This window comes from Undibacterium sp. Ji50W, from assembly GCF_049340445.1.
GTDB lineage: Bacteria > Pseudomonadota > Gammaproteobacteria > Burkholderiales > Burkholderiaceae_D > Undibacterium.
In genome coordinates this window covers 14,469-39,320 of sequence record NZ_JBMPOX010000017.1, presented here as the reverse complement: position 1 = coordinate 39,320, position 24,852 = coordinate 14,469, and the positions used below count along the sequence as shown (strand labels likewise).

Here is a 24,852-nt window from a genome sequence, read left to right as displayed (position 1 = left end):
ATGGTCACAAAGTCGTTACAACACGTTACAGAAATCACAACATGTTTGCGCGATGATGCATATCATGGAGTGACAGAACAAGAACTGGAATATAGGAGTCGTACCATGAAAAAAATTGCCATGCTATTTGCTGTGGCCTGTAGTGTTTTACTGAGTGGCTGTGCAACGACCTTCAGCAGCCAGGTCAGCGTATTTCATGAATGGCCAGCAGCCGCAACCGATAAATCGTATATCTTTGAACGTGCGCCGGGACAGGAAAATAATCCCGAGCATAAATTATATGAAGACATGCTGCGTAGCCGCCTGCAGGTTCTGGGTTTCACCGAAATCAGCGCCGGCGCCACACCTGCCATGAAGGTAGGAATGAAATACGGCACCACGCTAAGGGAAATCCAGTATTCACCGCTATGGCATCCAGCGATTTATGATCCATTCTGGAACATGCATTTTAGCCGGGGGATATATCGTTATCGCTTAGGCTATCCTTACCCCTACTGGGGCTGGGGCGGTTATCCACGCTACTGGACAGATTTCAGCCTACGTGCCACCTATCTGCATCAGTTGGAAATCCATATAGACGGCATCAGTCCAGCCAAAAAACTGGCGGATATCAAGGTCAGCTCAGAGCAGACCGAACTGGAAATATCGACCTTCATGCCCTGGATGATGGACAGTGCCCTGCATGGCTTCCCGGGTAAAAATGGCAGCACCACTGAAGTCGAAATAAAGATGGATAAATAATAACGGCACCGTCCGTCAGCAATAAAAAATGCCCCTGAATATGCATCGCATCCAGGGGCATTTTTATATAGGGTTTTTCTGTTGTTTTAGCACCAAGGACCGATCAGGCTGGCGGATCTCTCAGTGCTTCCACCAGGGCGCGGTCCACCACCGATTCGGCAACGATCTGTATCGCACTGCCTTCACGGAACTGGGTAACCAATTCTTCACTAGACACCGAGAATGCATCATGTCCCTGACGGTTGGTGAAGATATACCGGGTGCGCTTGGGGCTGACCCAGGCCAATTTGAAACGGGTGGTCACGCCACTTTGCCGGGTGAAGTCAACCCAGATACCGCGTTCCATGGTTTCGATGACGCGCGCCCAGTTATCCACTGGTTGCTCTATCTGATCCTGCACATGGCGGTTCAAACGTCTTTCACTGGCTCTTTGCGCAATATTGACGGCAATTTCCAGTTGGCGGCGCGGTGAAAATTCCAGCGGTGCGCGGGCAATGGCAGCATGCCGTTCTGCCAGTTTGGAAAAGAATATGACGCGTTCAGGTTCATCCCATTTGATCGCATTCAGCCAGGCATTCAACAGCGACAGCATGGCCGGTAATTTGCTGACCAGTTCCTTGCGTTCTTCCGCACTGTTTTTCGGTTTCAGACTCCAGATCAGGTCATCCATCGTCCGCAGGGCGTTTTCCAGGGCGTTGGGTTTTTCTTCCTTGACGTTATGGGCAATGGTCAGGATACGTATCCACTGCTCTTTCAAAAACACTTCCAGAAAGCCGGCAACTTCGCCGGTTTCTACCCGGATGGCGACATCATTTTCGGCAAACTCACGCGCCAGTCGCATTTTCTCCTGCTTCAGGGCGACTGCCACCGGCTCGCTGATGGCTACTTCGGTTTGCTGTTCTTCTTCTTTCAGGAAGGCTTCAAGATCTGCGACAACGTCAGAAAACAATTCTATCTGCTGATCAAAATCCTGCTGCACCCGTTCGACGATGCCTTCTATCATCTGATAGAGCGGATCTTCTGTCGTGGTTTCGCTGTTGAGCAAGACACTGGATTTCGCCAGCGTATCAATCAATACCCTGGCTGGATGGTCTTCCTTGAAAAAGAAATCTTTGTCCAGCAATGCCACTTTGAGCGTGGGTATCTGTAACTGACCGATCAGGCTCTTGATATCTGCCGGGATGCTGGCATCGTTGAATACATAATCAAAAATCCGCGCCAGCAGCTCGATGGTGCTTTGATCGATGTGCGTCAGGCTTTCGGCATTCGGCTGCTGTGACAGTTGCCGCAAATGCGCCGTATCCATGGGCATGGGATTGCCCGAGATCGTCCTTTGTACGCTGGTCAGGTAGTCAAAAAACTGACGATCAATGGTAACCATATCGGGTGCATGCCCACCACCACCACCACCGACATTGCCGTTACCAGCAAAGCCACCGCCACCTCCCCCCTGCTGGCCACCGACATATGGCACGCCGTCCGCGCCGCCACCGCCACCGCCACCGCCACCGCCACCGCCACCGCCACCGCCACCGCCACCGCCACCGCCACTAACAGTGTTGCTGAAAGAAGCAGGCGTGGATGCGCCAGAGAACATATTCCTTAACTTATTTTCCAGATAGGGATCGCGGTCGCTGATATCTTCTGACGACGACAGCATGTTTTTCTTTTGCTTGTTCTTATACCCGTCATTAATATTGGGGAGAATGCCCCGCTCTATCAATGCCTGGTTCAATTCCCGATAAATCGCTCCCAATTGCAAAAACAGTTCTGGTCGCAACAAGCGCAAAATCAGATGATGGGTTGCCGGATCGGGTTCCAGTTCCATCCAGGCCTGATGTACCGCCTTGACAAACAGTTCAGGGCGAAACGGGTTTTGCGACACGCTGATCGGTGTTCTGCGCAAGACATGGCCTATACGCGTGTTCAGCGCCACCAGTTGCTCGGCATTACTCACTTCCAGTGACTGGCTAAGATTACGGCTGAGTACCTTGCTTTCCATCTCCTCGAAACTGACGAGCGAGAAATCCTGCTTTCCTTCATCGGTTCTGGCACGCTTGCGCGTGTTCACCACACTGACTTCCTTGGCCAGGGCGGCATTGATCTGTCCTGCCACCAGGCGGTAAAAGGTGGTGCCATTACGCTTCAGTTGCTGATACGCCTGGAAACTAATTGCCACCTCTTCAGGCCTGACCGTCTGATCCGACAACTTGAACAAGGCTTCGGTCAGGCGACCAGCAAATGCTTCCAGTTGTGAGGACACCAGATTGGTCGCTATCGGCACCAAACTTTGTAATATCAGCAAACGACTGGAGCTGGAAAATTCGCTGGTTTTAGCGGTATTCAGTGGAAGGGTGTCCATTGCTAGTTTTTATTGTAATCAGAATGGTTGATAAAACTGTAGCAACATGGCGCGCAAAACAGGTGCGCCACGCACCACCAAATGTACACTGCTCACGGCCTGAATTGTCTGTACAGGCAAAAAACGACAAAAAAAGAATACCAATATCAATTAAAAGCAAGGCTATTTCCTTGCTTTTTTTAATCTTCAAGCTTCGTTAATTAGTATAGTAAGCCTCTGAAGCAAGGGTAATAACAACTATCAGCATGACGGCAAAAATAAGGACGACAAGCAGGCGTCCGAATTTGGGGCCATCATTTTGCTGCCCATCTGGTTTTTTTGGTGGTGTCACTTGTGTCATATTATCTTGCATCATGGAATTAATATGGAAGAACCTGTTGTTTTTCGTGCTTCCAGGTCACGATGTGCCTGGGCGACCTCGCTCAGGGCGTAGCGCTGGCGAATATCTATTTTGATTTTGCCGCTTTCCACCATGGAAAACAACTGTGCCGCCATTTGTTCAAGATCATCGCGCTTCGCGGTATAACTCATCAAACTGGGGCGGGTAATAAACAGAGAGCCACGTGAGGCCAGCTCGTTCAGGCTGAAAGACGGTACCGGACCCGACGCATTCCCAAAGCTGACCATCATGCCCAGCGGTGCCAGGCAATCAAGCGAATTGATGAAGGTATCCTTACCGATGGAATCATAAACGACAGGCACGCCTTTTCCACCCGTAATTTCACGAACACGCTGAACAAAATTTTCTTTGTTGTAGTTGATGACATGGGTACAGCCATGGGCTTTTGCCAGTTCGGCCTTTTCATCAGAGCCCACGGTACCTATCATGGTCACCCCTATGGCCCGTGCCCACTGGCTGGCAATCAGGCCTACCCCACCGGCGGCGGCGTGAAAGAGTATGGTTTCACCACCCTGTAAAGAAAAGGTACGATGAAATAAATATTGCACCGTCAAACCCTGCAACATCATTGCTGCGGCAGTTTCAAAGCCAATGCTGTCTGGCAGGCGCACCAGATTGTCTGCCGGCATGATGCGCGCTTCGGCATAGGCCCCGCTTGGCCTGCCAGCATAGGCAACGCGGTCGCCGACACGCACATAGGTGACACCTGGCCCCACGGCTTCGACAATGCCTGCACCTTCCATGCCCAAGCCGCCAGGCAGGGGCTGCGCGTAGAGCCCAGTACGAAAATACACATCGATGAAATTCAGGCCGCAAGCCTTGTGACGCACCAGTACTTCACCGGCACCGGGTTGTCCCAGTTCAACATCGATATATTCCATGACTTCCGGACCACCGGTTTGCTGCATCCTGACTGCTTTTACCATTACCATTTTTGGCTCCTGATGGTTCAATCCGCTTCCATGCCGCACCTGCGTCATGGCTTAAGCTGAAGTTTTCTTTGCTGACAGCAAGTACATACCCCCCATGACCAGCACTGTACCTGCCATTTGCCAGGCTGTGATGGGTTCATTGAGAAAATACGCCCCTAAAAACAAGGTCGATACCGGCCCTATCATGCCAGCCTGCGACGCCGTTGCCGCACCAATCTTCTTTACAGCAATCATGGTCATGAATACCGGCAGTACCGTACACAGGATGGCGTTCACCACTGACAAAGAATATACAGCAAGCGGCTGCACCAGCATGGATGCCGGGCGCAGAACAAAAAACTGGCCTATGCAGGCGGCACTGGACACACACATCGCATAAGACACCAGACGCAAGGAACCCAATCGCTGTACCAGTTGGCCAGACTGTATCAAATACAGGGCATAGGACACCGCCGCCCCCAGTACCAGTAACGAACCCAGCAAGACATTGCTGCCGCCAAACTTCAGGTCATGGAAAAACACCAGCACGATGCCCATGTAAGAAACAATCAGGGCCAGCCATTCCAGCTGGCTGACGGCACGTTTCAAGAAAAAAGCGGATATCAGTAACACAAAAGAAGGCGTCAGAAACAGGATCAGCCGTTCCAGACCGGCGGTAATGTATTGCAAACCCAGGAAATCAAGAAAGGATGACAGGTAATAACCAATCAGCCCCAGACCTATCAGGCTCAGACGGTCTTTCCGGCTCAGACTGCCCCCCTTATGCATCTGCCACAGGGCTATGCCGGCAAAAATCGGCAATGAAAATGCCATGCGAAAAAAAATCAGGGTAACCGCGTCCACGTTATAACGGTAAATCAGCTTGGCGACGATGGCTTTGGTGGAAAAGAGGATGGCACCAATCAGGGCAATTGCAAGACCAGTCAGGTAAGAACGTCTGGCAAGTAAAACAGGGTTGTTGGGCTGCATAAAATAATTTGTTTAAAACCTTTCGATACGTCGATGCTGGCAAAAAAACCTTGCCGACCTGCTTTATTCTCTCATTCCGTCCCTGATCCAGGCATTTTAATTTCCTCCTGGGAAATAACTCACAATCTTTTACACCATATCCCTGATTTAGTGGTCAATTTGACTTTGTGTAACCATTAAAAGATGCAAATTTCATTACACTTGATTTATGGATAACAGCACTGCTCAGGAGCACCACATGTACACACCCAGATTGCAATATGCCGATCAACCGGTACTTCGCCCGAAACGCGCACAAACTGAAACACCACAGTTACGTCAAAAACCTGTAGCTCTGAAACAGCAGGCTTCCAATTTAAGCAGTATTTTCAAACGCCTGGCTAATTCGGGCCAGCAGGACTGAAATCCGTCAGTGCCAGGAAGGGACAAAGCCCTTCCGGTTTGTGTTTATTTTTTCAGGATGGACCCCAACACGCCACGGATGATTTCACGTCCAACCTGAGACCCCATGGTTCTGACTGTAGACTTGATCATGGTCTCCACCACATTGTCCTTGCGTCGCAAGCCACCGCCCCCAAGCAAATTACCGAATACGCTTTTCAGCGTATCGCCAACACCACCACTTTCCTGCTGCGCAGGCTGAGCTACGCGCCCGAAACCGCCTGCGGGCCTGGCTGGTGCCGATGGTGCATTCCCCCAACCATTGCTATCTGCCGCAGCGGGTTCATCCTTGCTGCCTGGTTGCAGATTTTCATCCCTGCCAGTCGCAGCCGTTGCTGCACGGGTCGCCACACGACCTGTCAGTTTTTCATATGCAGATTCGCGGTCTATATGTTTTTCATAGACCCCGGCGACAATGGAGGTCTGCATAAGCTGTTGACGTTCATCAGCAGTAATCGCACCTATCTGCGAAGATGGTGGCACGATCAAGGCACGTTGCACGATATTCGGGCGGCCTTTTTCGTCCAGGAAGGATACCAGGGCTTCACCCACACCCAATTCGGCAATCACTGCCGCCGTGTCCAGTGCTGGATTGGGGCGGAAGGTTTCTGCGGCAGCCTGCACAGCTTTCTGGTCACGCGGGGTATACGCACGCAAGGCATGTTGTACGCGATTGCCAAGCTGCCCCAGAACGGTATCCGGTATGTCCAGCGGATTCTGCGTCACAAAATATACACCGACTCCCTTGGAACGGATCAGGCGCACCACCTGTTCAATTTTTTGCAGCAATACCTTGGGCGCTTCATCGAACAGCAAATGGGCTTCATCAAAAAAGAACACCATCTTGGGTTGATCCACATCGCCAACCTCAGGCAAATGCTCATACAGTTCGGACAACATCCACAGCAGGAAAGTCGAATACAGGCGCGGTGATTGCAGCAATTGATCGGCCGCCAGGATATTCACGAAACCGCGGCCATTGCCATCGGTCTGCATCATGTCATCCAGGTTCAGCATGGGTTCGCCAAAGAATTGCTCGCCGCCCTGCTCGGAGATGGTCAGCAAGGAACGCTGTATGGCACCAACACTGGCGGCAGAAATATTGCCGTATTCGGTCTGGAATACGGAGGCATTCTCGGCCAGGTATTGCAGCATCGCACGCAAATCCTTGGTATCGAGCAGCAACAAGCCGTGATCGTCAGCGATCTTGAAGGCAAGTTGCAAAACACCTTCCTGGGTATCGTTCAGGTTCAGCATACGGCCCAACAACAAAGGGCCCAGGTCAGATACCGTGGCACGCACCGGATGGCCTTGCTTGCCAAATACGTCCCAGAAGGTAACTGGGCAAGCCTGCCACACGGGTTCATCCATTTGCAGGGCTTGCAGCCTTTGCTGCATCTTGCTGCTGGCGTTGCCGGCCTTGGCCATGCCGGACAAATCACCTTTGACATCGGCCATGAATACCGGTACCCCGATATCCGAAAATGCCTGTGCCATGGTCTGTAGCGTGACGGTCTTGCCGGTACCGGTTGCGCCGGTGATGCAGCCATGCCGGTTCGCCCAGTCGGATAGTAAATTCAGGTCGATTTCGGAACTTTTAGCGATCAACAATGGTTTTGACATATTTTTGGAAGGTGATTTGGGGAATTCGGTCTGTACCACTATGGTAAAATACTGGTCTTCATTATAAAACCAAGCCAGGCAAAATTGCCGCCCTCAGGGCGAGCTATTGTCAATTCAGAAAAGAGCGATCATGGCAGGACATAGTAAATGGGCCAATATCAAGCATAAAAAGGCAGCCACCGATGCCAAACGCGGCAAGATCTGGACGCGTCTGATCAAGGAAATCACGGTTGCAGCACGCATGGGCGGTGAGGATGTGAATTCCAATCCACGCCTGCGTCTGGCAGTCGACAAGGCAGCAGATGCCAATATGCCCAAGGAAAACGTCACGCGCGCGATACAACGCGGCGCTGGCACGCTGGAAGGCGCAAATTACGAAGAAGTACGCTATGAAGGTTATGGCATAGGCGGTGCCGCCATCGTGGTTGACTGCATGACCGACAACCGCGTCCGTACCGTGGCTGAAGTGCGCCATGCTTTCAATAAATTCGGCGGCAATATGGGGACTGAAGGTTCCGTTGCCTTTTTGTTTAAACATTGCGGCCAGATGTTTTTTGCCCCTGGTACGAATGAAGATGCGCTGATGGAAGCTGCACTCGAAGCCGGTGCTGACGATGTGGTCACCGATGACGAAGGCGGTATCGAAGTCATTTGCACGCCGTTCAGCCTGTCTGATCTGCGTGTCAGCCTGGAAAAAGCCGGTTTCAAGGCCGAAGTCGCTGAAGTGGTCATGAAACCCAGTACAGAAACGGTGTTTGCCGGTGATGAAGGCATCAAAATGCAGAAATTGCTGGATGCATTGGAAAACCTCGACGACGTACAAGAAGTATTCACCAACGCCATCATAGAAGATTAAGATGAAATTACTCGTTGTCGGCTCCGGTGGCCGTGAACATGCACTCGCCTGGAAACTCGCGCAATCTGACCGTGTACAAACCATTTTTGTGGCACCTGGCAATGGTGGCACAGCTGCGGACATACGCCTGAAAAACATCAACATTACCGATCCGGCTGCGCTGGCAGATTTTGCCGAGCAAGAACATATCGGTATTACCGTGGTCGGCCCGGAAGTACCACTGGCTGCCGGTATCGTGAATCTTTTCCGGGAACGTGGCCTGAAAATTTTTGGCCCGACCAAAGAAGCGGCACAACTGGAAAGCTCCAAGGATTTCGCCAAGGCTTTCATGCACAGGCACGCCATCCCAACGGCTGAATACCAGACCTTTTCCGACCCGGCGTCGGCGCATGACTATATCAATGCCAAGGGTGCACCTATCGTCATCAAGGCTGATGGCCTGGCTGCCGGCAAGGGTGTGGTCGTGGCCATGACGCTGGAAGAAGCGCATGCTGCTGTCGACATGATGTTGTCTGACAATAAGCTGGGCGATGCCGGTGCCCGCGTGGTGATCGAAGAATTTTTGGCAGGCGAAGAAGTCAGCTTCATCGTTATGGTGGATGGCAAGAATATTCTGCCGCTGGCCACCAGCCAGGATCATAAACGTTTGCTCGACAATGACGAAGGTCCGAACACGGGCGGCATGGGTGCGTACTCCCCTGCCCCTATCGTTACACCAAAATTGCATGCACGCGTGATGCGCGAAATCATTGTGCCTACAGTACAGGGCATGATCAAAGACGGCATCGTGTTTACCGGCTTTTTGTATGCGGGCCTGATGATTGATGACCAGGGCAATCCAAAGACGCTGGAATTCAATTGCCGCATGGGCGATCCTGAAACCCAGCCCATCATGACGCGCCTGAAAACTGATCTCCTGCATGTCATGGAGCATGCGGTGAATGGCACGCTCGATACCGTGGAACTGGATTGGGACAGGCGTACTGCCATGGGTATCGTCATGGCCGCCGCAGATTACCCGGACAACCCGCGCAAGGGTGACACGATTAGTGGCATCCCGGCAGAAACGGCTGAAACCGTGACCTTCCATGCCGGCACCACATTGGATGAAAAGACGTTGACTACGAATGGTGGCCGGGTGTTATGCGTGGTTGGCCTGGGCGATACAGTCAAACAGGCGCAGAAACACGCCTATGAAACGGTTGAAAAAATCCATTTCGATGGCATGCAGTATCGCCACGATATAGGCTGGCGTGCGCTGAACCGCAAACATTAATCCTGGTCAGGCGTACTTGCTATGAATGCCACATAGTGCGTCATCGATCTTTTAAAGTGGGTTGGACCATGATGCAGGGTCCAGCCCCTTGCGTTTTTTAGAGTAGATAGCAGAATGACAGATACACTCGCGGTTAAAAATTACTTCTTGGGCCTGCAGGCTGGTATAGTCGCGGCTCTGGAAGAAGTTGATGGCCAAGCTTTTATCAGCGATAGCTGGGAACGCCCCGAAGGGGGTGGCGGTATCTCGCGCGTGATAGAAGAAGGCAAGGTATTTGAACGTGGCGGCGTGAATTTCTCCCATGTCATGGGTAAAAACCTGCCACCATCTGCTGCTGCCAGCCGCCCTGAACTGGCTGGCCGTCAGTGGGAAGCCATGGGTGTATCGCTGGTCTTGCATCCGCGCAACCCCTATGCCCCCACCGTACACATGAATGTCCGCTTTTTCACCACCCATGCTGAAGGGCAGGAAGATGTCTGGTGGTTTGGCGGCGGTATGGACTTGACGCCTTATTATGGCTTTACAGAAGATGCCACCCACTTTCACCAAACCTGTAAAAATGCAGTCCAGCCTTTTGGTACAGATTTGCATGCCCGCTTCAAGAAATGGTGTGACGACTATTTTTACCTGAAACACCGCAAGGAAGCCCGTGGCGTAGGCGGTATCTTCTTTGATGATTTCAATGAAATTGATTTTGCCAGTAGTTTTGCAATGATGCGCAATGTGGGCGATGCCTTCATCCCTGCGTATCGCCCGATACTGGAAAGACGTAAAGACCAGGCATATGGCGAGCGTGAGCGTGATTTCCAGGCATATCGTCGCGGTCGTTATGTGGAATTCAACCTGGTATTTGACCGTGGTACCCATTTCGGTCTGCAATCTGGCGGCAGGACAGAGTCCATACTGATGTCCATGCCACCCATCGTCAAATGGCGTTATGACTGGCAGCCGGTAGCTGGCAGCCCAGAGGCAAAACTGGCCACCGACTTTCTGGTACACAAGGAATGGGTATAGAAACTGCCGCAAAACCCTGCGTCCTGGTACTGGGTGGCAGCTTTGACCCTGTCCATCTGGGACATATCGCCCTTGCCCATAGCCTGGCAACGGCATTGAAACCGGATGAATTGCGCATCGTTCCCGTCGGCCAGCAGTGGCAAAAGAATGAATTGCAAGCGACGGCAAAACAAAGGCTGGCCATGCTGGAGCTGGCTTTTGAAGACTGGCAACTCTGCCCTGTCAGGATAGATGAGCAAGAAATTATCCGGGCAGAGCAGGGTAAAAATAATTACACCATCGATACCTTGCAACAGTTACGTACGGAAGTTGGCGAGCAGGCATCACTGGTGTTTGCCATGGGTGCAGATCAGTTGCAAAATTTGCACACCTGGCGCAATTGGCAGGCCTTGCTTGATGTAGCGCATCTTTGCGCTGCTTCACGCCCAGGTTTCAGCCTGGATATCAGCAGCCCCGACATTGCTGACATCTGGAAGAAAAATGCCATCAGCGCCTTGGAAATGCGCTCGCGGCCTGCAGGTGGCACGTATCTGGAAAGAAACCTTGCACAGGATGTATCTGCAACCCAACTACGTACAGAATTAAAACAGCATAACCCGACAACAAGATTGCTAGTCCCGCACAAGGTGCTAGACTACTTACAACAACAAACTATCTACCAATAAAATATGGATATTAAAAAACTGCAAGGCTTGGTCATTGACGCTCTGGAAGATGTCAAGGCTCAAGATATACAATTATACGAAACCACCCACCTCACCAGCCTGTTTGACCGCGTTTGTATCGCATCAGGCACATCCAACCGCCAAACCAAGGCTTTGGCAGCTTCCGTACGCGATAAAGTCAAGGAAAACGGCGGCACTATCGTCAGCATGGAAGGTGAAGCGACTGGCGAATGGGTACTGGTCGATCTGGGCGATATCGTCGTGCATATCATGCAACCGGCCATCCGCGCTTACTACCGCCTGGAAGAACTGTGGGGCGACAAGCCTGTGAAATTCGGCGCAGCCAAGCGTACTTCCGTTAAAAAAGCGGATGCTGAAGAGGAAAGCGACCAGCCTAAACGTGCTCCACGTAAAACAACTGGCAAGGCTGCTCCACTGGAAGTCACGCATGACATGATGGCGATCCAGACCACGCTGGATGATGAAAAGAAACCGGCCCGCAAACCACGCGTCAGCAAAACTGTCGGTGAAGCAGACGCTAAATCAGCACGCAAACCCGTTGCGCGCAAAGCCGCCGATGGCACAGCCAAACCAGCCAAGCCAGCAAAAATACCGACTGGTGGCCGCGTCAAGGTAGCCTCTACCAAAACCGCCGTGGCTTCAGCCAAACAGGCTGCAGAAAAACGTGGTGCGGCAGCAGGTGCAGCGCCAGCCAAACGTGCGCCAGCCCGTAAAAAAACAGAGGAATAATTCTGTTAATAACTCATTTCAAATGGCTGCCTGGTGCAGCCATTTGTTTAAGCAGATCTGGTTTCAAGATACTATAAAACATGCAATTGATCATCGCCGCCGTCGGCCACAAAATGCCAGCCTGGATAGAAACCGGCTTTCAGGAATACGCCAAACGTATGCCGCCCGAATGCCGTGTGCTGCTCAAAGAAATCAAGCCGGTGGAACGTTCAGGCAGCAAGACCGCTGAAACCGTGATGGCACTGGAACGCACAAGAATCGAAGCCGTCATCCCCAAGAATGCGCGCATTGTCGCCCTCGATGAACGCGGCAAGGACTGGACCAGTGTCGCCCTGTCACAAAACCTGACCCAATGGCAGCAGGACGGACGTGATGTCGTCTTTGTCATCGGCGGCGCCGATGGCCTGGATGCAGAATTCAAGGCTAAAGCCGATACCCTGATACGTATCTCCAGCCTGACCCTGCCACATGGCATGGTCAGGGTGCTGCTGGCCGAACAACTGTATCGCGCCTGGTCGATTACCCAAAACCACCCCTACCACAGGGTGTGATCAACATACGCCAGGACAAACATATGCTCCGCGAAAATAAAATCTACCTCGCCTCCAAAAGCCCCAGACGCCGTGAACTGCTACAGCAGGCCGGCATAGAATTTGACCTGCTGCTCTTGCGCGATGCACCGCCACGCGGGCCAGACGTGACTGAAATCGTCCTGCCCGGTGAAGCGCCGGAAGCCTATGTCAGCCGCGTCACCAAAGAAAAAGCCGACAAGGCATGGGAAGCCATGCACCAGCGCAAACTGCTGGCACGGCCGGTGCTGGCGGCAGACACCACTGTCGTACTGGGCCAGCAAATCCTGGGCAAACCTGCCAACCTGGAAGAAGCCGTCAGCATGCTGCAAATGCTGTCCGGGCAAACCCATCAGGTACTGACCAGTATCGCTGTCCATTCAGCCCAGGGCAGCGCTGCCGTCACACAATGCTCGGAAGTCAGTTTCGCCAAACTGGATCAACAGCAGATCCTGGCCTACTGCCGCAGCAATGAACCGTATGACAAAGCTGGCGGCTATGGCATCCAAGGAGCGGCTGCTCGCTTTATTTCGCACATCAAAGGCAGTTATTCTGGCATCATGGGATTACCCTTGTTTGAAACCTGCCAGTTGTTGCGTCAGGCAGGTATCATTATTCCCTAACAGATAAAGTCTTTGAGAAGTCCATGAGCGAAAACCTCCTCATCAATATCACTCCGCAAGAGACCAGGGTTGCCCTGATGTTTCAGGGCGCAGTACAAGAACTCCATATAGAACGCACCTTGTCACGCGGCCTGGTCGGCAATATCTACCTGGGCAAAGTCGTGCGTGTGCTACCCGGCATGCAATCAGCCTTCATCGATATCGGCCTGGAACGCGCCGCCTTTTTGCATGTGGCCGACATCTGGGATGCCCGTCCGCAAGACGGCATTGGCAGCAGTAATTCGCCGCTGACACCGATAGAAAAATTATTGTTCGACGGCCAATCGGTGACCGTGCAAGTGGTGAAAGACCCGATAGGCACCAAGGGTGCCCGGCTTTCTACACAAATCTCGATTGCTGGCCGCATGCTGGTGTATCTGCCACAAGACTCGCATATTGGCATCTCGCAAAAGATAGAAAACGAAGCCGAGCGCGAAGCCCTGCGCGCCAAAGTGCAAAGCCTGCAGCAAAATGATGAGAAAGGTGGCTTCATCGTCCGTACCATGGCAGAAGATGCCTCGGATGAGGACCTGAAAGCTGACGTTGATTACCTGCGCCGCACCTGGTCCACCATACTGCAACTGGCCAAGACCCAACCGCCAACTACCTTGCTGTATCAGGACCTGAACCTGGCTCAACGTGTCTTGCGTGATTTCGTCAACGAAGAAACTGACAGCATACAAGTCGATTCGCGCGAAAATTACCTGATGCTGCAAGAATTTGCGACGCGCTACATGCCATCGGTCTTGAGCAAGCTGCAGCACTACATCGGCGAGCGCCCGCTGTTTGATCTGCATGGCGTAGAAGAAGAAATCGAAAGAGCCCTGGGCCGTCGCGTGGATCTGAAATCTGGTGGTTACCTGATCGTTGATCAGACTGAAGCCATGACCACCATCGACGTCAACACCGGCAGCTTTGTCGCCGGTCGCAATTTTGATGACACCATCTTCAAAACCAATCTGGAAGCAGCCCACGCCATCGCCCGCCAGTTACGCCTGCGTAATCTGGGTGGCATCATCATTCTCGACATCATTGATATGGAGAATGAAGAACACAAGACCGCCGTACTGACTGAGTTGAACAAGGCCCTGTCACGCGACCGCACCAAGCTGTCCGTATCCGGTTTTTCTGCCCTCGGCCTGGTCGAAGTCACGCGCAAGCGCACCCGTGAATCCCTGGCCCACGTCCTGTGTGAACCCTGCCCTGCCTGCAATGGTAAAGGCCAGGTCAAGACCGCCCGCACCATCTGCTATGAAATCCTGCGCGAACTGCTGCGCGAAGCCAAACAATTCAACCCGCGTGAATTCCGCATCATGGCTTCGCAAGTGGTGGTCGACATGTTCCTGGAAGAAGAATCCCAACACCTGGCCATGCTCGGTGATTTCATCGGAAAACCGATTTCATTGCAGGTGGAAAATGTGTTTCATCAGGAGCAGTACGATATTATTTTGATTTGAAATAAATATCGTTAAAAATCAATGACTTACAATTAAAAAATATCGTTTTTTACCATTAACTACAAGGTTAGCTACACATAAATGCAGCAGTACAATAATTATCAATATGATAATAAATACTAAACAAGCTGAAAATGTAAATTTGCCAATCAACAGCACATGCCCTGTAATTTTTGAGTTTATTAAAACAACATTTCCTTCTTTAAAATATTTAAAACTTGAAGCTTATTTTCGTGATTTAGTTGATTAAATTGAATTAGTAGCTCTGCTTCTATATCTGCAACCGCGTAGAAGTAACAAGCTGGCACTCCAAGTATGTCTGCAAATCGCTCTACCAAAGCGGGATTGGGTACACGTTTCCCTAGCTCGTAGCGATTCATTCGAGTACTTGCAGACATTTCATCCAAACCAGCTTCAATACCAAGCCTCTCCTGAGAAATACCAGCACGTAATCGTGCGTCTTTTAACCGAACAGCAAAAACCGACATATTTACTAACAAGAATGTTTAAGCAAATATCGTCGTTTTTTTCGCTACTCCTAATGCTACCAATTTGGTAGTATTGATGGATTTCAATTAGAGGTCTTCATGCCATCACACTACAAATTCCCGCCCTATTTGAGCGTTATCACTATTGCGGCATTAATAACCTCATTAGTTGGTTGTGACAGTAAGCAATCTGAATTAAACAACGAAGAAAGAAATACTAATTCTTCCAACTCATCCTTTTTAGGAGCAAAGCCTGAACCACAAAAATCTAATAATCTTGGCCTCGCGATTAAAGGCTTATACCTTGGAATGGATATTAATAATGTCGTGCCTGCATTAGAGCGCGCACTAGGAAGCAATAAAAACGAATTTCGATTCTATACGTTCAGAAATCAAGACATTCCGAATGAAGGTGAATGTGAGTCTTCCAGTAAGACCGCAAAATGTGACGCTGTCTTATTCTGGATAAAAAAAGAACTTGCAGGAAATGGCAACAAAAAGATTCTGGATAGCGAACACTCAATCAACATTGGACTAAATGAAGAAGGCACACCCCAAGATTCCCCCGTATTACTTGGTCGCGCAGTAGCAGACCGTCAAGGGAGATTGATATTCTTTCAATTTAGGGGTGCACTAATGGGAACATTGTTCAGCCTTGACAATAGCGTAAGCCTCGATGAATTCGTTAAGCGATTTGAGACAGCCTACAACATCAACTTCAGTCAAGATAGTAGATACACCTGGTCGTACAGAAGCAAGGACGGCACATATGTGAAGATCAATCAATGGGATATCTTCATAGAGAACGTTTCGACCGAAGAAAGTCGTAAGGCCTCGTTCAACTGAAATCAACTGTACAGACTCCCAATGGCGCTCAATAACGGGGGTGTCCGTTACCAAGGTCAATTTCCTTACGTGCAGCAGTATCTATAGAAAAACGCACTGAATTGCGGCAAAGAGCAGTTGAAGAATAGCACTAACCGACATCTCTTTTAAACAGAGAGTAAATCCAAACAATCGCGAAACCTAATGGAAAATAAAGGATGAATATCTTCAAGACTGCTGCAATATCAAAAGGCGATATCTCTCCTTTTATTGCTGCTGGAGACAGACCGACCAAAAAACTTATAAGACCGCCCAATACTGGTTGCTTGAATTTTGAAATCTTCCAATGCATGTGTTAATCCTTGATGACTATATAGCCTGCTAGTCGAAGTAAATTTACTACGTCCTCCGGCCAAGAAGTATGAGATTGACCAACAGCAAAAAAAGCCGGTGCAAATTTTTATTGGGATGAGCTTACTGGCTGTGAATCACCCTTAAACTGAAATTCGATAAGCGCATCATCATTCCAGTTCTTGTCATAGAGCGGTGGAGTAAAGCGTGCGCCAGTCTTTGCAACCTGGACTTCCGCAGTCTGACTTCCAAAAGTAATTTTTGCGGAAACCGCGAGTTTAGGTACATAAAAATCTGTTTTGATTACTGACGAGGAGCAGGGGCCACCTAGCGCTTTAAATGAGTTTCTTTGGAAGAAAGACATCCCTTCTTTTTCTACAGCCCAACGAACTTCACATTCAAGGCGCAAGTCACCTAATCTACGGACATTTTCTGGCAAGTTTGGTGTAATGATATGTGGTAACCATCGGACCATATCTTTCTTACGATTCAGAACTAATTCTGCATTATCTTCGGCCAAGTTTTTATCAACCAATAAACTAAACGTACCATCTTCTGCAATAGGTACAGATATAGATTTTTCAGTGCCGACAATGCGCAATACTATTCCTTGCATTTCAGCATTGGGTAGTTGTTTTCGTAGGATAAATCGCAATTCGGATTTTGGGGCTAACTTGTGATGCTCGTTGAAAGCAGTTATGCCCTTTAACATCGCTGAATATGACTTCCAATCTGCATTTTTTGTTCCGGTCACGTCTACTACAGACTGATTCTCGACCGGCTCTTGTGACATGTTCGGCTTATCTTCAGCAAATATTGGAGTACTTGTTAATTGCAAAAATAAGGCAAGTATTAGATTTCTGTTCATTGTGTATTTCTGATCTTAAATATGTTTTTTATGAAGAGTATTATTGATTGGTTTCAATTTTGGTAGAAAGCTCAAAAAATTGATCCCAACAAAGCCATTCTTGGGGCCGTGTGCGAAACCACTTTTCAAAGTATACAAAAAGTGACGACATAATACTTATGTAGTCGTCGCTATCATTCGCCAGGACTTGAGGGGAAATTAGTTCGTTACCCACATGAATATCCACTTTGAAAAAAAACTTAAACGTGCTGAGGACTGGGATTATTTTTGCGTCAAATTTTCTGTGGAAGTAAGCTATGCCAGGCATTACATTTACATTGCGTCCCAACACTTGGATTGGGAGAAGATTTTTTCCATGAAATACATCTGGCATTATGACCAAAATTTCGCCACGTCTCAGCGCGTTTGCAGCATGAATAATGCCTCGTTTGTTATTAAAGCATACCGAAAGGTTAGGGAAATAACGGCGGTAGAAGCCCTCGTATTCGGAATTTGCTTTGTCTATTTTTGGGTCCGCGTAAAACAAGTGAACTTGTCGTTCTGCACCAATCTTAGAAAGTAGCATTATCGCACCGGTTATGAATGATCCAAAATGTGGCGCTGCTAATACGATGGGGCCAGCGGTATTTTTGATATCTTCAAGCGTTCTCGCGGTTTTAGTATTGTGTGTGTTGGAGACGAGCCATAATCCTGTTGGTACGCTCACTTGACCTAATATCAGATACCAAAGGTGTTCTGTGTACTTTGAAATGAGAGTTCTTCTTGCTAGGGATTTGATATTTTTAAACTGTGGATTGACTCCAAGAAACGCAGCTTGAAGTTCCGTAAGGTATATTCTATTTTTTTTGATGCCACCGAAAAATGGACTCAACAAATGGATAAGCGTCAATTTTAAGAACGCAGAGATCAATATTTTTGTGTCATTTATCTTAGCGACTAAACGATCACCCAACAATTTCTTTAGTACGCGAATTGCTAACATTATTGCTGGGGTTATTAGTATCGCTAAAAGTACTAGTGGTATAAACTTAATGACCGTTTCAAGACTAAAAACATTATCTATCGTAAAATTTTCGAATGAAAGTGAATGAATGTTTACTAAGGAAATGTTTGTGTAACTGCTTATCAAGTTATACGAAACAGTAACAAACCAAATGTGAATTGATATAAAAAAAGCCGCATAGGTAAGTACACCAAACGCTTTTTTAAAATCTATTGACCGGAATTTTTTTTGACGCAATTGCTTTAATATTTCGTCAGATGCATTTTGGAGCCACAAGTCAAGACTATTTGCTTTTAACCAGTCCCCCAGGAGCCAGTATCCATCAAATTTATAGATGGGTAAGCACGAAAAAAGAGCAAGAAATATGATCACGTTTACTGCTGTTGATATGCTAGGAAAGGCAGGAACGAACAGTATTAAAATTCCGGCAAAAATTAATTGAAAATATATGCCTGCCGAATCAACGATCATTCGCTCTTTTCGTCCTCGGGTCCAAACATCTGAAACATCAGTATAAAAGGTTGGAAATCCCCCTTTTATTCCAAAACCTATTAATCCTGGCTTTGCTTTTACTGAATGGCACGCAGCAGCGTGACCAACTTCATGAAACAAAATGCTCGCTAAAATAAGAAAAGGGGTCGCAACTGAATAAACATTTTCAACGTTTATGGGTGCTTTTTTTGCTAAAAATAAATATGCGAAAGCGCAGATTATTGTCAGACTTACGTATGGATTGAATAAAACTGAAAAAGTTCGAGCCAAGAAATTGAGCAGAGAGCCCCAAATTATTGGAAACGAATATACATACTTAGTTGCAACATTAGCATCAGCTTCAAAAAAAGCATTTGGCAATGCGTCAATGGCGTTGGCTACATCAACGGCAGAAATTTCGTATTCGAAATGAGCAGATAGCTTTTGTGCGAGCTGATTGATATTGCTGACCCGGGCCATCATTTCAACGAGCGTCACCGTCTCTTCTGTGACACTAAAATACTTCCCTGACGCATTTATGATGAAACCACTCTCAACAGTTTTCGATACTTGGATATTTGGCAGAAGCTTTTTCATATATTCTTTTTTAGCATGCTTACCATATGACAAGCATGCTAATTAACGCTCGGTATTTTTTAATAGAGAAAATGTGATTTATGTTAAAAAAAATCAACATTTTTAATTAAAAATTACCAAGAGCATGATCCCCTGTTTGAACATGCTTCATTACTAAAAGGACCGCATGTGCCACCACCGCTATCGTTATTTGTTGCGCTCGCAATGCCTGTAGCGAACGTTCCTACGACAGCAAAAGCGACTGTCAACACACTTTGCTCTTCCAAGCGGGAATCCAATTCAGTTGCAGAAACCGAAAATTGTTTTTTCTGTACATTTGTCATAATTTTTCTTTCAATTTAGGTTGTTTAAACTTATTTGCGAATATGAAAATAAGTTCCTTATACTAACCATAATTGTTAAAAATTTATACTTAATGTTGTTTTTTTGAATTTTCTTTTATTTCCACTTGCATTTATCCGTCAGCGATCCATAAATCAATGGCAGCAGTGCAAATCCTCCTCGTAAATTCCCACCTTTTGAATAGGCACTTTGACAGTCTTTTTGAGCTGCAACTTTTACGTCGTCACCAAACTTTGCCTCCAAGCCTGGTCTAATCCTTTCTTGCTCTTGCGCCTTCTCAAAAGGAGATCTACTACGCTGCTTCTCATCAATTAATGCTTGACGCCGTAGCCCCTCCAAATCAAGTGATTTTTCGGATGTCACGGTTTCAAGTGGATGGTTTATAGCCATCTCTTGTTTGGCAACGTTATTGCTTGAAACTGGTGGAGTTGAATTGGTGTTTACGCGCCATTTATTTGCTTTTTGAAATGGTGGCGTAGGTACTGTGCTTTTTATTTGCTCTTTTGGGCTGTTCGCAGGCAGAACGGGGGCGAGCGGGATGTTCAATACAAACAAATATTTATTTTGTATATTGGTAACAGTCTTATGGTTTGAATTCCAATTGGCAAAAAGAACAATATGACCAAGAAAGACAGTACAAAATGTTAGCTTTCGCACAAAACCTTGAGAAGGAAATCCTTGTAATATTTTCTTATTCTGCACTCGTTACCTATAAAAACATATTATTTAAAGTACTAAATTAATAACTAATAGATCATCAAAAATGTAGTCTAGCTTACCTGATCATACTAAAAAATTAATTACTTTGCAGCAGGGCGAAATAGTTGGTGGTGTTTTCCAATCAGCCGAATGTGCGCCCTCTCAAAAAAACAAGCTTGATTGGGGGACGTACGAAATTTTGTGTGATTTGTGCATATTCTCAAGGAAGTAGCCACCAAATGGCATCGGGACCTAGTCGGTTCACGCACTTATTTGAAGTGCTGACCATTGACATACTACAGGCTGCCAACGTCAAGCGTGCGGCGGAGATTTTACGAATTAGCTGGAGTCAGGCATGGCACATGATGGAGCGTGCGGTATTACGAGGACGAGCAGTGAAAGGTAACGCATCGCCGAAGGAAATAGGGATAGACGAAAAAGCGATAGCGAAGGGACATCACTATATGACACTGGCATGCGACTTAAATGCGGCGACGGTGGAGTACATAGGAGAAGAGCGTACCGAAGCGAGTCTGTCAGACTACTTCACCGCCTTGACCGAAGAGCAGTGTAGCGAGATAGAAGCGATCAGTCTGGACATGTGGCCTGCCTATATCAAGGCGTGTAAGGCGCAAGTGCCGCAGGCAGACGAGAAGATGGTATTCGACCGGTTTCACATCATGCAGCATATCGGAAGAGGTGTTGATCGAGTGCGCAAGCAGGAGCACAAAGAATTGATGCAAGAGGGAGATAGCACACTCACTGGCAGCAAATATCTCTGGTTGTACAACGTAGAGAATATACCAATGGCTGCACGTGAAAAGTTTGAACAGATCAAGCACGGCAACCTGAAAACTGCCCGTGCCTGGGCGTTGAAAGAATCGCTGCGGGAGATGTGGAGTTACCACAGCCTGGGCTGGGCGAAACGGTTCTGGCGTCGCTGGTATTTTTGGGCGACACATAGCCGCTTAGCGCCAATGGTTGAAAAAGCCAAGCTGATCGCCAGACACCTGCCGAATATACTGACGTATTTTAAGCATAGGGTGACCAACGCAGTAGCAGAAGGATTGAATTCGAAAATTGCAACAGTACAAAAACGAGCCTGTGGATCCAGAAACCGGGATAACTTCAAGATCGCTATCTACTTCCATTGCGGAGGGCTTGAACTTTATCCCGCTTCAGGAACCCACAGAAAAGTCGGATGAATCCTTTATTTATTTATTTTATTTAAGCCGATGCATGCGACGATCTACTCAAGGCAAGGATAGAAGTTAATCCATCATGAATCGCAGTGACAGGAAACCTCTTTAGTAAGATTTCCTGTCACCAGTTCAATCCGGCACTAAATTACTATTTTCTAATGCAATATAGGAGCGCAACGTTCTTTGGACGTGTTTCTGACCCACCTGTTGGTCCTGTGTTTGGTGTTCCGTTAGCCGCAGCATATGTGTAAGCATAGGCATTTCCGCCATTCACCGATCCTTTTGTGATAACGCCAGCATCATAAACATCATCCGGACGACTATGTGCGTGAGATTTAAAATCATCTAATTGCAAAGTTCCAGGAAGACGATTTACCTCAGGATCAATACCCGATCCGCTCCGGTCAATACCTCGAATAAATTGGCCGTACGCAAGGGTATATTCATCCCATCCGGCAGGACATGAGGCCAGCGAAAATGCTACAACACTACCTTTCAACGCATTTGCAGCATCCGTCAACGCACCAACAGATTGATCGACTCGTTTTATCAGATCCTTTTGAAGATTCACAGGGAGAGAGTTTTGATAGGCATCCCATTTGAACGACAACTGCGAACTTGCTCTGCTTGTGGCAAAGATAGTCACTAACGATTGCTCAGTGTCAATTGCTCTTTTGCACTCCAGGACATCGGCTGTATTTGGTGTCAGTGTTAGTTTCATTTTCGATTTTCCGGCAGCAGCCCAGGAGCAAGACACTCCAGTAGAAGCCGTGTATCCAATCTCCTGGGTTGCATTTGAATCCACTGAGCGAAACGATACGTTTGCGTTGAAAGTTTTTGCCAAAATAGCATTAAGATCAACAGAGATATTGATGCCGTTGGTGCTTAAGTCTACACATCTTTCGTAGGCAGAAAATGCACCTGGTGCAATTGACTCCACATATTGGCGGTATGCGTCTGAGCGCGCCTTACTTTGGTCGGAGGCGTCGCAGTATTTGCTGGCAACCTGGTCTGCGGAAACTGAACCTGAGCCAAAGGATGCACCCAGCCCATCGTACATTCCTCCCATCTTCATCGTCTTACCCGACGTTTTTGCTGAGGAATATTCACTGCAGAAGTTTCTAGCCGCAGTTTCCAATGAACTGGATCCTTGAACGACTTCTGATTTTATTTTTGAAAGGGCTATAACGTCCGTACAATCGGCTGCAAATACAAGAGTTGAAATGGTTGTCGCGATGATAAAAACTAGGGTTTTCGATGCTTTCATTTTTACTACCTCCGCTTAGGTTGGCACGACGTCTGAACTCTCATTTTTCTGGGCTTTTCCCTGGGAAAATAGTGCAGATTGTGCAACACACATTTTATGGTAATTTTTTCAACATGTACATCAATATTGAACGTCACGATATATGCGGAAATTCAAGATGATGGTCAGTATTTACTTGTTTCGGTTAACCCAGCGAGTAACTCCGTCGACAAGCTGCCAAAGTATGGCTACTTTGTGATGCCTATGGCTGCTCACCTTCAACTGATAATGCGTGGCTATCTCGATGAGAATATGCAATTTGCCAATTATGATCTACGGCATCTATGAATAGGGGGCGATTTGTGTACACAAATCGCCCCCTAACACACTAACGTGCACAGCATATCCTTAGGTTTACATTCCCTCGATTATCATCCTTGAACTCAATTAGCTGGATCGACTTTTTTTACACAATGTTAACCAGTTTGGTGGCAACATGACGCGATTTCTACTACTTAGTAATTGTCCTAAGTTTTTTGCTTTCACTTCACATGTGGGCACCGAAATATCAATATTTTTTTTTCGAAAATAAGTTCTATGTCTAGCTAATGTCCTGGCAGAATAAATCTTATCCATATTGGCACCTAGTTTTAATAACGCGATCACTGGTTTCATACGGTCGGTGACACTATCAAAATCTGCACTAGTCAGAGGGCCGCTCAAAACATTTAATAAATGCATACGCTCGAAGTATTGCGCAAATATTTTGCGTGGCGTATTTATCTTCCAATCTAAGACCTGAGACAGACCCAGTTCTTTTAGAGCCGCACGATATAAACGCAGTTCAATCCGCAAAACATTTTCACAATCATCCATCAATTGCATATATTCCAGATTTACTTCAGACACATCATGCTTATTTTTTGCCTGCATTTGCGGTCCCTTGGCATACGCTACAATCTGAAATTTTTTTCCATATTCTGGACACCAATAGATACTTGTCCTGACTCGACGTATAGAACTCTTAGAGCAATTCAACTGAAGAGCAACTTGTTGCAAAACTTTGTGTACTTGACTCTTTGATTTAAAGCGAAAGTTAACAGCGATATCAACTCGATTTAAGTCAAGATGACCAGCTTTCCAAGTTGCTTTAACGTCGTCACTCGTGGCAACTGTACCCAGCGTATTCTTTAACTCTTCCAAAACACGTAGACATGTCCACTTCAAGTTAGAAGTAGTATAGACATTTTGTCCATATAAAAAAGCATAAAGTGCTCCTTCAATTTCAAGCTCCTTATTTGTTTCATCATATCTAACTGCAATTCTATGCCTCTTATTTGCACCAGCAATTAGCGTCCGATTAGAACGAATATATTTATCTTCGCCATTGCGCGTTACATGCTGATAAGTTGGATTCAAATGCTGCAAATTTACAAATGCGTTCTTGACTGAAAAACTGACTGTATCAATATTGAATTCTGTATTTAGTGGTAGGTTCATGATGATGATAAAAACGTACTATTGACGACTGATTTGATAAGGTTTATCCATCAAATACATAGTCTTTTGTCTTATTTAAAGCAATGTTCATTATGTAGTTTAAGTGTATGAACACTATGTATTACAGTGCCACGATTAGGTAATGAAAATAGTGACGAAGACAAATTGACATAGACAGAAAAACGTTTGCACAAATCTCACATGGATTTTTTTGGTTTCGAAATCCCATTTTATTGAATTGACTAGCGACGTTCTTTTATTTTTTTTTCACACCATGAAAGTACTTCCCCCTCAAGCCACCGGACACTTTTGGTCGAAATTCTTACACATTTAGGGAACGTTCCATCTGCCATCTTGGCATATATTCCAGAACGCGATAATCCAGTGATAGCTTCAACAGATCTTCGTCGAAGAAAGACAATTTGCCTTGGACAATCAACCGACAGATTGACTGCATCACGAGTTGTTTTTGAAGTTAATGAAATTTTCATGTGACGTCCTTTTGTTGTCCCGTATTACGGTATAGACGGCACTTTCTCATGT

General features: G+C 47.4%; 26 protein-coding genes. 12 read left to right on the top strand and 14 right to left on the bottom strand.

Translation table 11 applies throughout. The annotated features are described in order from the left end of the window. The first annotated feature begins 105 nt into the window (after positions 1-105). Positions 106-741, top strand: coding sequence for a hypothetical protein (locus ACO0K9_RS20390; RefSeq protein ID WP_422987920.1), 636 nt, complete (start codon positions 106-108; stop codon positions 739-741). 103 nt (positions 742-844) lie between these two features. Here the strand turns inward: ACO0K9_RS20390 and ACO0K9_RS20385 are convergent, their stop codons facing one another. Genes ACO0K9_RS20385 through ACO0K9_RS20365 form a run of 5 tightly spaced genes read right to left on the bottom strand, consistent with a single transcriptional unit; the run spans position 845 to position 5,404 of the window. Then, entirely contained in the window at positions 845-3,103 is a 2,259-nt protein-coding gene (locus ACO0K9_RS20385) for a DUF1631 family protein (RefSeq protein ID WP_422987919.1), read from the bottom strand. Next, positions 3,075-3,293 (bottom strand): hypothetical protein, encoded by a 219-nt coding sequence (locus ACO0K9_RS20380; protein ID WP_422987918.1) that lies wholly within the window; start codon positions 3,291-3,293, stop codon positions 3,075-3,077. Before ACO0K9_RS20380 ends, ACO0K9_RS20385 begins: the two co-directional genes overlap by 29 nt. Positions 3,294-3,299: 6 nt before the next feature. Next, positions 3,300-3,455 carry a hypothetical protein gene (locus tag ACO0K9_RS20375; protein ID WP_422988008.1) on the bottom strand — a complete coding sequence of 52 codons (156 nt, stop codon included), beginning with the start codon at positions 3,453-3,455 and terminating at the stop codon, positions 3,300-3,302. Further along, positions 3,455-4,429, bottom strand: coding sequence for a quinone oxidoreductase family protein (locus ACO0K9_RS20370; RefSeq protein ID WP_422988007.1), 975 nt, complete (start codon positions 4,427-4,429; stop codon positions 3,455-3,457). Before ACO0K9_RS20370 ends, ACO0K9_RS20375 begins: the two co-directional genes overlap by 1 nt. A gap of 57 nt (positions 4,430-4,486) precedes the next feature. Beyond that, entirely contained in the window at positions 4,487-5,404 is a 918-nt protein-coding gene (locus ACO0K9_RS20365) for a DMT family transporter (protein WP_422987917.1), read from the bottom strand. Between the two features lie 238 nt (positions 5,405-5,642). Between ACO0K9_RS20365 and ACO0K9_RS20360 the strand changes: the two genes are divergently transcribed. Next, a complete protein-coding gene (locus ACO0K9_RS20360) occupies positions 5,643-5,807 on the top strand; it encodes a hypothetical protein (protein WP_422987916.1) in 165 nt (54 codons plus the stop codon). 44 nt (positions 5,808-5,851) lie between these two features. Here the strand turns inward: ACO0K9_RS20360 and ACO0K9_RS20355 are convergent, their stop codons facing one another. Next, positions 5,852-7,468, bottom strand: coding sequence for a helicase HerA-like C-terminal domain-containing protein (locus tag ACO0K9_RS20355; RefSeq protein ID WP_422987915.1), 1,617 nt, complete (start codon positions 7,466-7,468; stop codon positions 5,852-5,854). Between the two features lie 130 nt (positions 7,469-7,598). On the opposite strand from ACO0K9_RS20355, the gene ACO0K9_RS20350 reads away from it, so the two are divergent. The 8 genes from ACO0K9_RS20350 to rng all read left to right on the top strand — a co-directional run bounded on the left by ACO0K9_RS20350 (position 7,599) and on the right by rng (position 14,717). Beyond that, positions 7,599-8,324, top strand: a complete 726-nt coding sequence (locus tag ACO0K9_RS20350) for a YebC/PmpR family DNA-binding transcriptional regulator (protein WP_422987914.1) — start codon at positions 7,599-7,601, stop codon at positions 8,322-8,324. A 1-nt stretch (position 8,325) separates the two neighbouring features. Beyond that, entirely contained in the window at positions 8,326-9,600 is a 1,275-nt protein-coding gene (gene purD, locus ACO0K9_RS20345; RefSeq protein WP_422987913.1) for a phosphoribosylamine--glycine ligase, read from the top strand. 114 nt (positions 9,601-9,714) lie between these two features. Further along, positions 9,715-10,614 carry an oxygen-dependent coproporphyrinogen oxidase gene (gene hemF / locus ACO0K9_RS20340; RefSeq protein ID WP_422987912.1) on the top strand — a complete coding sequence of 300 codons (900 nt, stop codon included), beginning with the start codon at positions 9,715-9,717 and terminating at the stop codon, positions 10,612-10,614. Beyond that, on the top strand, positions 10,605-11,279 hold the full coding sequence (gene nadD / locus ACO0K9_RS20335) for a nicotinate (nicotinamide) nucleotide adenylyltransferase (RefSeq protein ID WP_422987911.1): 675 nt from the start codon (positions 10,605-10,607) through the stop codon (positions 11,277-11,279). Before hemF ends, nadD begins: the two co-directional genes overlap by 10 nt. A gap of 3 nt (positions 11,280-11,282) precedes the next feature. Beyond that, complete coding sequence (gene rsfS, locus ACO0K9_RS20330; RefSeq protein ID WP_422987910.1) at positions 11,283-12,029, top strand: ribosome silencing factor; 747 nt, start codon at positions 11,283-11,285, stop codon at positions 12,027-12,029. An 80-nt stretch (positions 12,030-12,109) separates the two neighbouring features. Continuing rightward, positions 12,110-12,580 (top strand): 23S rRNA (pseudouridine(1915)-N(3))-methyltransferase RlmH, encoded by a 471-nt coding sequence (rlmH, locus tag ACO0K9_RS20325; protein ID WP_422987909.1) that lies wholly within the window; start codon positions 12,110-12,112, stop codon positions 12,578-12,580. Between the two features lie 23 nt (positions 12,581-12,603). After that, positions 12,604-13,221 carry a Maf family protein gene (locus ACO0K9_RS20320; RefSeq protein ID WP_422987908.1) on the top strand — a complete coding sequence of 206 codons (618 nt, stop codon included), beginning with the start codon at positions 12,604-12,606 and terminating at the stop codon, positions 13,219-13,221. Positions 13,222-13,244: 23 nt separating this feature from the next. Continuing rightward, positions 13,245-14,717 (top strand): ribonuclease G, encoded by a 1,473-nt coding sequence (rng, locus tag ACO0K9_RS20315; protein ID WP_422987907.1) that lies wholly within the window; start codon positions 13,245-13,247, stop codon positions 14,715-14,717. A gap of 182 nt (positions 14,718-14,899) precedes the next feature. Here the strand turns inward: rng and ACO0K9_RS20310 are convergent, their stop codons facing one another. Then, entirely contained in the window at positions 14,900-15,217 is a 318-nt protein-coding gene (locus ACO0K9_RS20310) for a helix-turn-helix domain-containing protein (protein ID WP_422987906.1), read from the bottom strand. Between the two features lie 87 nt (positions 15,218-15,304). Between ACO0K9_RS20310 and ACO0K9_RS20305 the strand changes: the two genes are divergently transcribed. After that, on the top strand, positions 15,305-16,051 hold the full coding sequence (locus ACO0K9_RS20305; RefSeq protein ID WP_422987905.1) for a hypothetical protein: 747 nt from the start codon (positions 15,305-15,307) through the stop codon (positions 16,049-16,051). 130 nt (positions 16,052-16,181) lie between these two features. Here the strand turns inward: ACO0K9_RS20305 and ACO0K9_RS20300 are convergent, their stop codons facing one another. From ACO0K9_RS20300 to ACO0K9_RS20285, 4 genes are all read right to left on the bottom strand, one after another. Next, the gene (locus tag ACO0K9_RS20300; protein ID WP_422987904.1) at positions 16,182-16,382 is read right to left on the bottom strand and encodes a hypothetical protein; all 201 of its coding nucleotides are present in this window, start codon (positions 16,380-16,382) and stop codon (positions 16,182-16,184) included. Positions 16,383-16,490: 108 nt separating this feature from the next. After that, positions 16,491-17,249 (bottom strand): hypothetical protein, encoded by a 759-nt coding sequence (locus tag ACO0K9_RS20295; protein ID WP_422987903.1) that lies wholly within the window; start codon positions 17,247-17,249, stop codon positions 16,491-16,493. 40 nt (positions 17,250-17,289) lie between these two features. Continuing rightward, positions 17,290-19,320, bottom strand: coding sequence for a hypothetical protein (locus ACO0K9_RS20290; RefSeq protein ID WP_422987902.1), 2,031 nt, complete (start codon positions 19,318-19,320; stop codon positions 17,290-17,292). A gap of 438 nt (positions 19,321-19,758) precedes the next feature. Next, a complete protein-coding gene (locus tag ACO0K9_RS20285) occupies positions 19,759-20,364 on the bottom strand; it encodes a hypothetical protein (RefSeq protein ID WP_422987901.1) in 606 nt (201 codons plus the stop codon). Between the two features lie 125 nt (positions 20,365-20,489). On the opposite strand from ACO0K9_RS20285, the gene ACO0K9_RS20280 reads away from it, so the two are divergent. Next, complete coding sequence (locus ACO0K9_RS20280) at positions 20,490-21,566, top strand: ISL3 family transposase (protein ID WP_422988006.1); 1,077 nt, start codon at positions 20,490-20,492, stop codon at positions 21,564-21,566. A gap of 145 nt (positions 21,567-21,711) precedes the next feature. On the opposite strand, the gene ACO0K9_RS20275 is transcribed toward ACO0K9_RS20280, so the two are convergent. The 3 genes from ACO0K9_RS20275 to ACO0K9_RS20265 form a co-directional block, all read right to left on the bottom strand. Next, positions 21,712-22,830, bottom strand: coding sequence for a hypothetical protein (locus tag ACO0K9_RS20275; protein ID WP_422987900.1), 1,119 nt, complete (start codon positions 22,828-22,830; stop codon positions 21,712-21,714). Positions 22,831-23,256: 426 nt separating this feature from the next. Further along, positions 23,257-24,309, bottom strand: a complete 1,053-nt coding sequence (locus ACO0K9_RS20270; protein ID WP_422987899.1) for a phage/plasmid replication protein, II/X family — start codon at positions 24,307-24,309, stop codon at positions 23,257-23,259. Between the two features lie 242 nt (positions 24,310-24,551). Continuing rightward, positions 24,552-24,800, bottom strand: a complete 249-nt coding sequence (locus ACO0K9_RS20265; RefSeq protein WP_422987898.1) for a helix-turn-helix transcriptional regulator — start codon at positions 24,798-24,800, stop codon at positions 24,552-24,554. Positions 24,801-24,852 lie beyond the last annotated feature (52 nt).

Bases quoted from the DNA above. Each gene is read 5' to 3' on its own strand.
- ACO0K9_RS20390 (WP_422987920.1), top strand. From the start codon at position 106: ATGAAAAAAATTGCCATGCTATTTGCTGTGGCCTGTAGTGTTTTACTG.
- ACO0K9_RS20385 (WP_422987919.1), bottom strand. From the start codon at position 3,103: ATGGACACCCTTCCACTGAATACCGCTAAAACCAGCGAATTTTCCAGC.
- ACO0K9_RS20375 (WP_422988008.1), bottom strand. From the start codon at position 3,455: ATGCAAGATAATATGACACAAGTGACACCACCAAAAAAACCAGATGGG.
- ACO0K9_RS20370 (WP_422988007.1), bottom strand. From the start codon at position 4,429: ATGGTAAAAGCAGTCAGGATGCAGCAAACCGGTGGTCCGGAAGTCATG.
- ACO0K9_RS20365 (WP_422987917.1), bottom strand. From the start codon at position 5,404: ATGCAGCCCAACAACCCTGTTTTACTTGCCAGACGTTCTTACCTGACT.
- ACO0K9_RS20360 (WP_422987916.1), top strand. From the start codon at position 5,643: ATGTACACACCCAGATTGCAATATGCCGATCAACCGGTACTTCGCCCG.
- ACO0K9_RS20355 (WP_422987915.1), bottom strand. From the start codon at position 7,468: ATGTCAAAACCATTGTTGATCGCTAAAAGTTCCGAAATCGACCTGAAT.
- ACO0K9_RS20350 (WP_422987914.1), top strand. From the start codon at position 7,599: ATGGCAGGACATAGTAAATGGGCCAATATCAAGCATAAAAAGGCAGCC.
- purD (WP_422987913.1), top strand. From the start codon at position 8,326: ATGAAATTACTCGTTGTCGGCTCCGGTGGCCGTGAACATGCACTCGCC.
- hemF (WP_422987912.1), top strand. From the start codon at position 9,715: ATGACAGATACACTCGCGGTTAAAAATTACTTCTTGGGCCTGCAGGCT.
- nadD (WP_422987911.1), top strand. From the start codon at position 10,605: ATGGGTATAGAAACTGCCGCAAAACCCTGCGTCCTGGTACTGGGTGGC.
- rsfS (WP_422987910.1), top strand. From the start codon at position 11,283: ATGGATATTAAAAAACTGCAAGGCTTGGTCATTGACGCTCTGGAAGAT.
- rlmH (WP_422987909.1), top strand. From the start codon at position 12,110: ATGCAATTGATCATCGCCGCCGTCGGCCACAAAATGCCAGCCTGGATA.
- ACO0K9_RS20320 (WP_422987908.1), top strand. From the start codon at position 12,604: ATGCTCCGCGAAAATAAAATCTACCTCGCCTCCAAAAGCCCCAGACGC.
- rng (WP_422987907.1), top strand. From the start codon at position 13,245: ATGAGCGAAAACCTCCTCATCAATATCACTCCGCAAGAGACCAGGGTT.
- ACO0K9_RS20305 (WP_422987905.1), top strand. From the start codon at position 15,305: ATGCCATCACACTACAAATTCCCGCCCTATTTGAGCGTTATCACTATT.
- ACO0K9_RS20300 (WP_422987904.1), bottom strand. From the start codon at position 16,382: ATGCATTGGAAGATTTCAAAATTCAAGCAACCAGTATTGGGCGGTCTT.
- ACO0K9_RS20295 (WP_422987903.1), bottom strand. From the start codon at position 17,249: ATGAACAGAAATCTAATACTTGCCTTATTTTTGCAATTAACAAGTACT.
- ACO0K9_RS20290 (WP_422987902.1), bottom strand. From the start codon at position 19,320: ATGAAAAAGCTTCTGCCAAATATCCAAGTATCGAAAACTGTTGAGAGT.
- ACO0K9_RS20275 (WP_422987900.1), bottom strand. From the start codon at position 22,830: ATGAAAGCATCGAAAACCCTAGTTTTTATCATCGCGACAACCATTTCA.
- ACO0K9_RS20270 (WP_422987899.1), bottom strand. From the start codon at position 24,309: ATGAACCTACCACTAAATACAGAATTCAATATTGATACAGTCAGTTTT.
- ACO0K9_RS20265 (WP_422987898.1), bottom strand. From the start codon at position 24,800: ATGAAAATTTCATTAACTTCAAAAACAACTCGTGATGCAGTCAATCTG.